The organism is Candidatus Hydrogenedentota bacterium, from assembly GCA_019637335.1.
GTDB lineage: Bacteria > Hydrogenedentota > Hydrogenedentia > Hydrogenedentales > JAEUWI01 > JAEUWI01.
Genome location: JAHBVV010000004.1, coordinates 332,924 through 344,924 on the forward strand (window position 1 = coordinate 332,924; position 12,001 = coordinate 344,924).

Here is a 12,001-nt window from a genome sequence, read left to right on the forward strand (position 1 = left end):
CAGACCGCCGCGCGGCTCAGCCGGTCCCGTTCCGGCGCTCCAGGTAGTGCGCCAGGGCCTCGCGCCAGGGCCGCATCGAGTAGCCGCTCGCCGCCTCCAGCGCGGAGGGATCCAGCACCGAATACAACGGCCTTTCGGCCCGGGACGGATACTCCGCGGAGGCGCAGGGCCGCACCGGCGTATGCACGCCCCCCATCTCCAGAAACGCGCGCGCAAATTCGTAGCGGCTGCACGCGCCGCGGTTCACCGCGTGGTAGATGCCGTAGGCGTGCGTCCTGGCGAGCGCCAGCGTCGCTTCCGCGAGGTCCAGCGTGTGCGTCGGGGAACCCACCTCATCCTCGACCACCTTCAACTCCGGGCGCGATGCCGCCGCCTGCAACACCTTCTCCACAAAGTTGTTCCCCCCGGGGCCATACAACCATGCCGTCCGCAGGATGAAGTGGCGCGGGTTCGCCACCGCCGTAGCGTGCTCCCCCGCCGCCTTGGATTTGCCATACACCCCCAGCGGCGCCAGGGGGTCCGACGGCGTGTAAGGGGTGCGTTTCGTCCCGTCAAACACATAGTCCGTGCTGAAATACACCACCGGTATATTGTGGTGCGCGGCCAGCTCCGCCACGTTCCGCGCGCCCGTTTCGTTCGAAAGGAAGGCCCCCGCCATGTCGTCTTCCGCGCCGTCCACATTGGTATACGCCGCGGCATTGATCAGGAGATCCGGACCAAACTGCTCCACGATCGGCTGTAGCGCCACCTCGTCCGCAATATCCAACTCCGGCAGATCATGGCCCTGCGCTTCCCCCGCCCGCTCAAAAACCCGCAAAAGATCGCGGCCCAGCTGTCCCCGGCATCCAAATATCAGTGTGCGCATCGATAATCCCTCAAAAAGAAAGGCATTGTATCAACTGCACGGCAAACGCGCAATGCCCCCGATTCCATTATTCAATGCAACCCCAAGAAACAGCGGCGGCCGCCATTCCCGAGGGAGGGCGGCCGCCGCGATTCGTTGTTTTGCTTGCTCAGCCGCGGCTTCGCGCCGCCCGGCGCCGGCCCAGTCCGGCCATTGCGGCCAGCGCCGCAACAAAAACCAGCAGCGTGCCGTAATCCGCCGGGAACACCGCCCCCGCCACGGGGACCGGAACACCCGGCGCAAGCCCGGCGCGCACGATGCCGCCATGGTGGATCAGGATCTCGATGTAGGCGCCATCCTCGGTCACGGTAACCGGCGCCGCCAGCCATCCGATGACCCGATCCGCGGGATACCACCCGGATCCGCGCTCGTCGGACGCGAAATAGTACAACGCCACATCGCCCGCCGCCACACCGGACGGCACGGGAATCTGGACCAGCACCGGATCCGGGTAGAGCTCCGACGGCAGCACCTGGTACACATCGCCCCGGCCCGCCAGGAACTGGCCCGCCTCCGCATCGCCGAAGACAAACGGCTCGACGGACAGCGGCGCGTTGCCCGCACCTTTCTCCGGAGCGCCCGCGCGATAGAACCGAGCGCTTGCCGCCACGGGTTCACCCGAGACCGTCGAGGCGCCCGCGTCCACCACAAACGCCCCGCCCTTGGGCGGCAGCACCTCGCCGGCAACCACAATCCAGCCGTCGTATCCGTCCGCGCCATCGGTCGCGCGCCATGCGAGGGCCTCGGCCGCCACCGGCTCGCCGCCGATCTGCGCCCAGGCGCTGCCGGGATCGATCGCATCGGTTGCCGTCAGGCGAAGCGCAATCGAAGTCTCCAAACCGATCACATGGCCTTCATCCCGCTTCTCCACGGGAAGAACGTCCTCGGGGATTGACGGTGTGCTGCCGCCGTTCCCCCGGATCGGGAGGCCCCGGTAGCCCGTTGTCCGGTTGCTGAATCCGCTCGCGCCGCACGCATTCACCGCGCGGACTTCATAGTGGTAGATGATATTCGTCACGATGAACTCGCCGGGGTTGAAGCAACCCCGGTTCACAAGCACGTAGCTTGGCGCCTTCGCCAGCGTATCCGAGAAGCGCGGGGCTTCGGACGTGCCGATGAGTTCGCGGCGGTCCGGCTCCAGCAGGGGCGCGCGGAAAACCTCGTACATCATCGTATTCGGCACCGCGCTCCAGATGAGTTCCACACGATCATCAAACACCCCGTCGCTTGCCGACAGATTTTCCGGAGTGTCCAGGGTTTCGCAGCCGAGCTGCACTATCGTGGCGGTCCGCGGGCTGTCCGCGGCGCCCGGCGCCTCCAGGCGCACCGTCCCCGTCCGGTTCGACGCGCGCGGATTCGGAGCCACCGTCACCTGAATTGCGCCGTCGTTCGTACCGTTCGAATCCGAGGTGATCGAGAGGAAATCCGCGCCCGTTTCGAGCGACGCGGTCCAGCTCAGGGTTCCCGTACCCCCGTTTTCTATCGTGATGTTGATCGCGCCACCAGCGGACCCCACCGACTGTTCCAGGGGCACCACGCGCAGCACCGGTGTGCGCGACGTCTGCACCAGCATTACGGTCTGCGGGCTGTTCGCCGCGCCCGGCGCGACGACGCGAATCGTCGCCGTCCGATCTTCCATGCTGCTGTTTTCGCTTACGCTCACCGTGATGGCGCCATCGTTCGACCCCGACGTACCCCCCGTGATCGACGCGAAGTTCGCGCCGCTCGTTACCGACGCGGTCCAATTCATGGTCCCCGTGCCCGCGTTCTGCACCTGAAAACTGGCCATACCCGCGCTCGACCCCACCGACTGGGTCTCCGGAGACACGAGCAAGACCGCTTCCTGCGCGGTCTGCGTGATGGTGACCTCCACCGGGCTGTTCGCCGCGTCAACCGATTCCACGCGCAGGCGCGCCGTGCGGTTTTCCATCGCGGTGTTCGTCTGGAACGTCACCGTGATCAGGCCCGCGTCCGTGCCGCTCGAACCGCCCGTGATGGTGGCGAAGGAAGCCCCTTCTACCACCGCCGCCGTCCAGTTCATCGACCCCGTACCGCCGTTCGTCACCGTCAGCGACGCCGTGCCCGCCGCGGATCCAATCAGCTGGCTGGATGGCGTCACTTGAAGCAGCGGCGCGCCCGCCTGCTGCGTGATAGTGACCGTGGCCGGCGCATTGAGCGCGCCCGGCGCCGTCACCGACAAGGTCGCCGTGCGCTGGAGCGCCGAAGGATTTGGAGCCACTGTCACGACAAAAGTCCCGTCGTTGGTCCCCATGCCGCCCGACGTTATGCTCGCGAAGCCCTGGCCCGTCAGCATAAACGCGTTCCAATCAAACGAGCCGGTGCCCACATTGCTCACGCGAATGACCAATTCTTCGCCCACGGCCGGGACAATGGGGTCCGATGGCGTCACCGAGAGCACCGGGGTGGCCGGCCCCTGGTTGACCGTCAAGGTTACAGGTTCGCCAGAGACATCGGGCGAAGATACAAGCAGCGTGCCGGTCCGGGCTTCTTCCAATGGGTTCGGCGCCACCGAAATCGTGATCACATCGTCATTGACGCCAACCGAACCCATATTGATCGTGATGAAATCGGCGCCCGTATCCACGGCGGCCGTCCAGTCAATCGCTCCAGCGCTTCCCGACACCGAAACGTTAAACGAAAGATTCCCGCCGCTCGGGCCAATATCGCGCACCAGTGGCGTCACGCTGAGCGTCGGCAACTCCACGAACACCGCCCGGACCGATTTGTTGGAGTCCATTTCAAGCAGCTCGGGATTCAGCGTGCTGTCGGCGTCGCCTTCCCAGCGATCGAAGCGCCAGCCATCCTCCGGAACCGCCGTCAACTCCACAATCGCGTTTGCGGTGTACAGGCCGCCGCTCGGCGACAGCGATATGCTGCCCTGGCCAGTCACGGAAGTGTCCAGTTTGTACCGCGTATCCCACAGCAGAATTCCCCTGCCGCCCGCGCCGCCATCGTTCCCCAGGACCGTGCCCACGCCGCCCGCGCCGCCGGCCACCGTTACGGCGCCGTTGGACTCGGATAGCGACTGGATCAGGATACTGCCGCCCGCGCCGCCGCCACCGCCGGAAAGATTGGATCCGCCGGGAGCGCCATCGGCCTCGATCGCGCCGTTGTTGATAATGCGCGCGGCCTCAATGATGATGACGCCGCCGCCGTTGCCGCCGAACGCGGCCACGTTCGCAAAGTTGGCCACCTGGCCGCCGCGCCCGCCGCCGCTGCCGAAGCGCGGGAACGGATACGTGTCCCGGAAGCCCTGTCCAAACGCCGACGCCGCCGAATCAAAGGATTGCCCCCCCAGGCCCCCCGTCTGCGAGCCTTGGCCGGTCGTGCCCCGTGCGCCCGCCTCGCGGTGGCCGCCGCCGCCGCCCGCGCCCGGGTTGTTGCCGTTGTTGATCTCGCCAAAGCCACCGCCGCCGCCGCCGCGATTCGCGTTGGTGCTGATCGTCCCCGCATTGCCCCAAGAGTCGCCCTGTTGTCCGATCAGGCCCGGCGCGCCGCCCTCCATCGTCCCGCCCCGGTACCCCTTGCCCGTCGCGCTGATCGAGGCGCCCGCCTCAATCGTTAGGGTCCCGCGCACCTTCAGCCGAAGCACGCCCCCGAGTGACGGATCCACCGCGCTGCCCGCGTTTCCGCTGTAGGGGCTGACCGTAAGGACGCCCCCGCTGGATATCGTGAGATTCTCCAGGTTGGGCACCTGATCGGCGGCGGACGGGTTGTAGGCCGCCGGGTCGGAGCCGCCGCGCACCTGCGACCAGAGATCCTGGACGGTGGTCTCGCCCGGCGGAGCCGTGAACGATCCGTGGCGCCCGTCGCCGAAATCAAAGCTCGGCTGCGCGTATGCGTGAAACGCCGCCGCCGCCAGAATTGCCGGCAGCAGTCGCGCCGCAACGTAGAAGCCGGGGGTCAAACGTCGCGGGAGGGGGGTACGGGGTCCCATTAGATACATCCCTTCGTGTGGCTGGCCTTGCCCGCGGGGCAAGTGGCCGGGGGCGGCGCCGGGAGCGCCGCACGTGTCCGATTCCCAGATGCGTGTGTCGGGGCGCCGGGAATGGCGCGCATCCCGTGTACTGTACAATACACGCAAGGGCTATATCCCGTAACCGGGGACAAAAGTTCCCCACGATTCATGCCGCGGCCCAGGGGCTACCACGTCGCGATGACGTCGCCCCCATGGATGCGCGCCTGGCAGGCCAGACGCTCGTTGGGGCGCAGGCGCATGTCCAGTTCCATGGCGTTGCGGGGCATCAGGTTGTCCATGCCCGACTCAATCACAAGCACGCACGTCCCACAACTCCCGGCAGCGCAACCAAATGGCACGCCGAGCACCTCGCAGGCGTCCTTGATCGCCGCGCCACGGTCCAGTTCCAAGCATTTTCCGTCGATGGTCAATCGGGGCATGTAACTCTGTAACTCCATTAAAACAAACTGTTTATGGCATCAGATGCGCGCGGCTTGGCTGGCGCCGTACCGGCCCGAGGGGACAAAAACGGGAAACGGCCCAGGCCCGCGTGCTATCCTCACGCATACAATTGCAGGGGTACTGCATGAAGGAGGTTTGGCCCAATGTCCCACCTGAAAACCTTGAGCCGGCGGCCGCGGGTGGCCCAGGAAGGCGTCACCACCCCGCTGGAATCCGCCATCATCACCGTTCTAAGCGTCGTGTTCGGACACTGGCTGAACGGCCCGCAGGTCATTCGGAATCTCGCCGCCTTCTACGCGAAAACGCCCGAATAGCTCCCGGCCGGATCACGGGCCTTATTCACCCGTTGGCGCCGCGCCCTCGTTCGTCCTGATCCGGCGCTCCAAATCCTCTTCATAGGCGTCCGACGGGGAGATATAGCGATCCTCCACGACCATGATGTGGTAGCCATGGCCGGATTGCAGGATTTCGCTCAATTCGCCGATCGGCCCGTTCCAGGAGTAGTTTTCATATTGTTCCGACATCTCGCCCTTGCCGTGCGTGCCCAGGTGGCCGCCGCGCCGCGCGCTCAGGGGATCATTGGAATAACGCAGCGCCATCTCCGCGAAACTCGCGTCGCCGTTCACGATCTTCTCCCGAATCTCCTTGATAAGCGCAAGTGCGCGCGCCTTGTCCGCCGGATCGCCCCCATCGTAGCCTATGAGGATGTGTTTGGTCGTGACTTCCGATCGCCGGGGCGTACTCTGGCCGCGCGTGATCATAAACAAGATCATGGCCGCGATCAGGACCGCCACCCCGCCCCAAACAAACTTGGCATAGTCCCGGGGCTCCTGGGATGCGTCGTCGAACTGCTGGGTCATCGTCAATTACCTCCAAATCTTCGGTATGAGGCCATCAATACGGCTAGATGGAATTCAACAGGCTGAAGTACTTCGAATAAAACGAAATGATGATGAAGCCCACCGTGGCGCCCACGGCCAGCACAATAAGCACCCCCAGGATCTTGCTCGCCACCGCCACCGCGTGACGGCCTTCTTCCAGGTGGTACTCCGAAACCTTGCGAAGCGACTGCTCCAGGTTCCCCGAATGCTCCCCCACCAGCAGCATCTCGCGCGCCACCGGCGTCAGGCTCCGGCACGGCGCAAAGGCCTCCACAAGCGTCGCGCCCTCCGCCACGCGCGGCACGGCCTTCAACAGATCCCGCTCGATTCGCGGGTCGCCCGAAATCGCCGCCGCGTTTGTAATGCACGATTTGATGTTCATCCCGCTGCCCAGCAGCAGGGAAAAGCTCCGGAAAAAGCGCGCCAGGCTGAACTTCTTGTTCACCGTGTTCAGCGGCCACAGATAATGCAGGATCAGGCTCCAGCTCCACCGGATGACGCCCAGGCGCGACAGCACGATTATCGCGGCGCAGACCAGCGCCAGCGCGCCCATCGAAAGGCCCTGAAACGCCACGTATTGCTCAAAATACGCGCCCAGGTTGAACGGTTCGCGCGCGTCGAAATTCAGCTTGCCAATCAGGCCCAGCGCAAAGGTGCCCAGGAACCACGCGGCGGTCAATTGCAGCGCCGGATACACCATCGCGCCAACGATCTTCCGCTGCATCTCCACGCGGTCCTCGTAATAGTCCGCCATGTCGCGCAGCATCACGTCCAGCCGCCCGCCGAGTTCGCCGGAATGCAGCAGCTCGATGAAGAATCGCGGAAGGTACCTCTGCTGGCGCCGGGCGGCCTCCCCGAGGGTCGCCCCGCCCCGCGCATCCTCCGCCATCGCTCGAAGCACCCGCTTCGAACGCGCATCCTTCGCGTTGTCCGCCATCAGGTCAAGCGTGCGGATCACGGGGATCCCGGCATCATAGCTCGTCGCCATCTGCCGGCACAGCGGCGCCAGATGCCGGGCAGATATTTCCGCGGTCATTAAGCCCATATACAGCCTCGTGGCGCCCGGAACAGCGTACGGCAGGCCCGGATTGCGCGCCAGTATTGAAACGCTGATTGTACCAAACCCATTCCGGGCGCGCCAATACGCCCGCAGCCGCCCGGCCGCGCCTTGCGCCGCGCGCGCGCCGCCCGGTATAAAAGTGCAAACCACAACCCCATCGCGGCACAGGAGAGCGACACCATGGGCATCGTATTGGGACTCGACATCGGCACCAGCGGCGCCAAGGCCATCGCCATGAACGAAAACGGCGAGCTCCTTGCCTCCGCCCTCGTGGAGTACCCGCTCCACGCCCCAAGACCTAACTGGGCCGAACAGGACCCCGCCGACTGGGAGCGGGCCGCCTACACCGCGCTGTCGGAACTCGCCAGCCAGGTCAACCCGGGCGACGTCAAGGGCATCGGCCTCACCGGCCAGATGCATGGCAGCGTATTCCTCGACGCCGATAACCAGGTCATCCGCAACGCCCTCCTCTGGTGCGACCAGCGCACCGCCGCGCAGTGCGACGCCATCACGTCCAAGGTGGGCGAAGCGCGCCTCATCGAGATGGTGTCCAACCCCGCGCTGACCGGCTTCACCGCGCCGAAGATCCTCTGGCTGCGCGACAACGAGCCCGCCAATTATGAGCGCGTCAAGAAGGTGCTGCTCCCGAAGGACTACATCCGCCTGCTTCTCACGGGCGAGTTCGCCACCGACGTGGCCGACGCCTCGGGCACGCTCCTCTTCGATGTGAAGAACCGCCGCTGGCACACCGAACTCATGGGGCTCCTCGGCATCGACACGGATTTCATGCCGCCATCCTTCGAGGGCCCCGAAGTGACCGGAACCCTCACCGCCGCGGCGGCGGCCAGGACCGGCCTGCCCGCGGGCATCCCTGTGGTGGCCGGCGGCGGCGACCAGGCCGCCAACGGCGTGGGCTGCGGCATCGTCCGCACCGGCGTCATCTCCTCGTCCCTCGGCACCAGCGGCGTGGTCTTCGCCTTCGCCGACGACGTCAGCACCGACCCCGGGGGCCGCGTCCACACCTTCTGCCACAGCGTCCCCGGAAAGTGGCACGTCATGGGCGTCATGCTCAGCGCCGGCGGCGCCCTCCGCTGGTACCGCGACGCCCTCTGCCAGGTCGAAGTCGAAGCGGGCCGGGAAAGTGGTAAGGACCCCTACGAATACATCACCGCCGAGGCCGAGAGTATCCCGATCGGCGCCGAAGGGCTCCTCTTCCTGCCCTATCTCACCGGCGAGCGGACCCCCCACAAGGACCCCGACGCCAAAGGCGCGTTCATCGGCCTGTCACTCCGCCACACCAAGGCCCACATGACCCGCGCCGTCCTCGAAGGCGTCGCCTACGGCATGCGCGACAGCCTCGAAATCATGCGCGGCATGGGCGTGCCCGTGCGCGAGGTCCGCTGCTCCGGCGGCGGCGCCCGCAGCAAACTCTGGCGCCAGATGCTCGCCGACACCGGCAAGGCCCCCATGGTCACCATCAACGTCGACGAAGGCCCCGCCTACGGCGCCGCCATCCTCGCCAGCGTCGCCGCGGGCATGTACAAGACCGTGGAGGAGGGCTGCGACAACATCATCAAGGAGATCAGCCGCCTGGAACCCAACAAAGCCGCCGCCGACGCCTACGACCCCTGGTTCTCCGAATACCAGGCGGCGTATGGGGCGCTGGCGCCGCGGTTTAAGGCGCTGGCGGGGCTGTTGGGGTGACTCTCAAGAATGCGCATACCTTGATAGAGAGCAAAATACTTTCATTGCATGATTAGCTTAATGTCTCTATAGGGGTACTCAGCCGCATAGCAACGCTGTCCGGTCTGATAGTCCCGAGAACCGGTTTACGGTTGCCACTGAGAAGGCTTGGGTCGGTAGCCTTAGTATTTGACCCCACCTCGTGAAGAAACAACTGGCAGATGGACATTCCGGGTTGAATACAGATAGGTACTTCGCCCACGTTGGTAATCTCCAGAGTCAAGCATCCGGTGAATCCGGGGTGTACGCCTGTCGCAGTTGCGATGATGAGGCCTCTTCGCCCCCATTTGGACTTGCCGATCACGTAACCCGCCAAGTCCTTGGGAAGTCTGATCCACTCCAAAACGGCTCCCAACACAAACGCGTTCGGATGCAACACAAAGTCCTTGCCGAAAGGGACGTAGTGAGACTTCGTCAATTGATTCTCGTTTGGACTGGCGTCGTCAGGCTCCAAGACCTTCAAGTATGGTACAGTTGTATTGCGCATTGTGCTGATCCAAGTGCCAAGGCGAAGGTCTATTGAAGCAGATCCGCTTTTGCGCAATGCGGCGATATCCGGCTGAGGAGTGATTACGAGCGGATCTGCACCTGATTCACAGGATTCCAATCGATCTGCAATGATGTCTGCCTTAATAATCATTGGTTAGCCTGCAATCGACTCTCGATTTCTAGAACTTCAACGTTCTTCAGCACCAACTCTTTAAGCACACAGGAAGTGTCATTAATTTGAGGCAGTTGGGCCCAAAGCTCAGGGTCTTGGTATGCCAGCCATGCGGCATTTAAAATATTGGATAGTAGGATGGATGACCTCGCTGGTACCGCCAAGCGTTTGTACGACTGGTAGATTTCAGATGTCTTGGCAGGGTCTGGGCACGGGATCTTTGCTCCTGAGATTATACTGTCCGCATCCTGGAGTAGGTCGTCGATGATTTTCTCGACTGCTGAATCCGCAGCAGTCTGCATGTAGTCGACCTGTGCGCCGCTTTGAGTGAATAGTGAATCGTAATTTGACGGAGAGGTAGAGCCGTACTTCTGCATTGCCAACATTAGATACTGCGCCCGGACACGGTCCAAAGGGTACATCGGGCTTCGACGCGTAGAACCCGGTGCAACGAGATACGCAAAAGCATAGAGGTACGACTCCCCGAATATCCGGACTCCTACGAAATCGCAAAATATTTCTTCCGCTTGCCTGAATGCAGAATCGCGAGCAGGAGCCCATGTTCTTTGAGCGAACATATCACTGCCAAGTTCAGACTTTTGAATACTTATCTCCGAGTAGTTTTTCGTATATTCGGACCAAGTATTTCTAATGTACTCCAATACACCATCGGTTAAGTTTTCGGAATACTTTATTTGGTCAACTTTCTTATTCCATATGGTGTGTCCGAGTTCGTGGCCGGCGGTCGGAAGAAGGAGTGGGTTCGAAGATTCAGATGCGGGTAATCCAATTAAGACGAATTCGCTGAATGAAGCATTGTCGATATATGTATATGGCGAAAACTCCCATTCTGAAGACAAAACAAGTCTCGTATCGGGCCCCAAGATCTGTCGTGCAATCCGGAGGACAGGGCCGTACACTTCAAACGCATTGCGAACATTTGTAGCCCTTAACAAAAATCCTGCATATGGATGGTATCGCTGGAGTAGTGCGGTCGATGCTTTACAGGCGGCATCGATAACCAAGGGGTTGCTGGACTCGTCCAGCGATTCAAGGTTCACAATGTGCTTGCTAACGTCGTCGCATAGTATCTCTAGTGCATCCAAAGAGTGCGTGTATGGAAATGTTGAACTCTTGAGTCTTTCTAACTCTTCAAGAAAAACTTGGAGTCGCTGAATCGCGAAGTCACGAGATGTGAACATCGGAATCGAGCTTACCTACGATTCGGGTGCGTAGGCCCCATTTCGTGGACTCTAAGCAAGTAGTTTGAAGTTGCTATTGAGAACGCGGCGCAGAAATCTCGAAGTTGCGGAAGTTGTTCGGCTTGTTTGTTTGTAACGCTATCGCTAAGGCGGGCGATTATTTTTCTCGCTTCCTCCGCCAAGACATTTACAGTGGTAATAGGACTTCCAGTCTTCGACAGGGAAATGGCTTTGTCGAAAACTTCCAAGGTTCCAGGCATCACGAACATATGTTCGGCTGAACGCGCATTGGACGCATCCACAGTGCCTCCCAAGAAGTCTACTAGTTGCTCAACTGGCCGGAAGTCCGTTGCCTTACCTGCGATGTGTCTGTCTATCGCCGTCGCTGCCTGAGAAGCTAATAGGCTTAGCTCTGGGCCGATAGTTGTAAGGTTGTTGTGCACGCCAACGGTTGCCATACCAATTCTCCCTTTGATAGAAAGCTGACAGTTACTGTACGACTCTGATCAAGTAGTGGCAGAATGCGCATTGTTTGTCAACTTATAATATGGTGCTTTGTACCTCATCTTCTCCAATTCGACATCCACTTTGCAAACCTTGGTATTGTCACGTCTCAAGACCAGTTAATAGCGGACCCACATGTTGTACACAATCGGCTACTATGCCGCATATATTGTACCATGTTCTTGTTAAGCAACTCTTGTAAAATACTAAAACCTTACATACTATAAAATTCTCGCATTTCTTGCCAGCCTTTGCTGCGAAGAAAACGTCTTCCATTTTTTCCAGATATGTATTCGCTCAATACGCGTCTATTGCTCGTATGCAACTTGCTTGCTGGAATGTCAACAAATAAATCGCAGTGTTCAAGAGAGATTTGAAATTTCGTAACACTTTAGCCGTATGAAGTAGCGCCAGCCCATTCTTGTCATGCCGCGACACTACGACGAGAGCGCGCAAGGCTGGGAGCGCAGGCGTCCCCGCCTGCAATGCACCGGAGGTGCATGGCGCGTTTGCAATATCGACGCACTTGATCGGCGAGAGAATTGGAGCCGGACTACCGCTGATTAGCAGACTCGCGCCTCCGGCGCGTTGCGGGCGGGCCGCCC

At 61.7% G+C, this 12,001-nt stretch carries 10 protein-coding genes; 2 read left to right on the top strand and 8 right to left on the bottom strand.

The window, feature by feature from the left end; genetic code table 11:
• Positions 1-16: 16 nt before the first annotated feature.
• The 3 genes from rfbD to KF886_08010 all read right to left on the bottom strand — a co-directional run bounded on the left by rfbD (position 17) and on the right by KF886_08010 (position 5,323).
• Complete coding sequence (gene rfbD / locus KF886_08000; GenBank protein MBX3177286.1) at positions 17-865, bottom strand: dTDP-4-dehydrorhamnose reductase; 849 nt, start codon at positions 863-865, stop codon at positions 17-19.
• A gap of 148 nt (positions 866-1,013) precedes the next feature.
• Entirely contained in the window at positions 1,014-4,862 is a 3,849-nt protein-coding gene (locus tag KF886_08005) for a BACON domain-containing protein (GenBank protein ID MBX3177287.1), read from the bottom strand.
• Positions 4,863-5,068: 206 nt separating this feature from the next.
• Positions 5,069-5,323, bottom strand: a complete 255-nt coding sequence (locus tag KF886_08010) for a (2Fe-2S)-binding protein (protein MBX3177288.1) — start codon at positions 5,321-5,323, stop codon at positions 5,069-5,071.
• A gap of 165 nt (positions 5,324-5,488) precedes the next feature.
• On the opposite strand from KF886_08010, the gene KF886_08015 reads away from it, so the two are divergent.
• Complete coding sequence (locus KF886_08015) at positions 5,489-5,659, top strand: hypothetical protein (GenBank protein MBX3177289.1); 171 nt, start codon at positions 5,489-5,491, stop codon at positions 5,657-5,659.
• A gap of 21 nt (positions 5,660-5,680) precedes the next feature.
• Here KF886_08015 and KF886_08020 read toward each other — a convergent pair whose 3' ends face one another.
• Together KF886_08020 and KF886_08025 are read right to left on the bottom strand one after the other, a co-directional pair.
• Positions 5,681-6,205: a peptidyl-prolyl cis-trans isomerase gene (locus KF886_08020; protein ID MBX3177290.1), complete on the bottom strand. Its 525-nt coding sequence runs from the start codon at positions 6,203-6,205 to the stop codon at positions 5,681-5,683.
• Between the two features lie 43 nt (positions 6,206-6,248).
• Positions 6,249-7,271 (bottom strand): type II secretion system F family protein, encoded by a 1,023-nt coding sequence (locus tag KF886_08025; protein MBX3177291.1) that lies wholly within the window; start codon positions 7,269-7,271, stop codon positions 6,249-6,251.
• 195 nt (positions 7,272-7,466) lie between these two features.
• Here KF886_08025 and xylB point away from each other — a divergent pair, with 195 nt between their 5' ends.
• Complete coding sequence (xylB, locus tag KF886_08030) at positions 7,467-8,990, top strand: xylulokinase (protein MBX3177292.1); 1,524 nt, start codon at positions 7,467-7,469, stop codon at positions 8,988-8,990.
• Positions 8,991-9,042: 52 nt separating this feature from the next.
• Here the strand turns inward: xylB and dcd are convergent, their stop codons facing one another.
• Genes dcd through KF886_08045 form a run of 3 tightly spaced genes read right to left on the bottom strand, consistent with a single transcriptional unit; the run spans position 9,043 to position 11,350 of the window.
• Positions 9,043-9,669: a dCTP deaminase gene (dcd, locus tag KF886_08035; GenBank protein MBX3177293.1), complete on the bottom strand. Its 627-nt coding sequence runs from the start codon at positions 9,667-9,669 to the stop codon at positions 9,043-9,045.
• Positions 9,666-10,892 (bottom strand): hypothetical protein, encoded by a 1,227-nt coding sequence (locus KF886_08040; protein MBX3177294.1) that lies wholly within the window; start codon positions 10,890-10,892, stop codon positions 9,666-9,668. Before KF886_08040 ends, dcd begins: the two co-directional genes overlap by 4 nt.
• A gap of 11 nt (positions 10,893-10,903) precedes the next feature.
• A complete protein-coding gene (locus KF886_08045; protein MBX3177295.1) occupies positions 10,904-11,350 on the bottom strand; it encodes a hypothetical protein in 447 nt (148 codons plus the stop codon).
• Between the last annotated feature and the right edge of the window lie 651 nt (positions 11,351-12,001).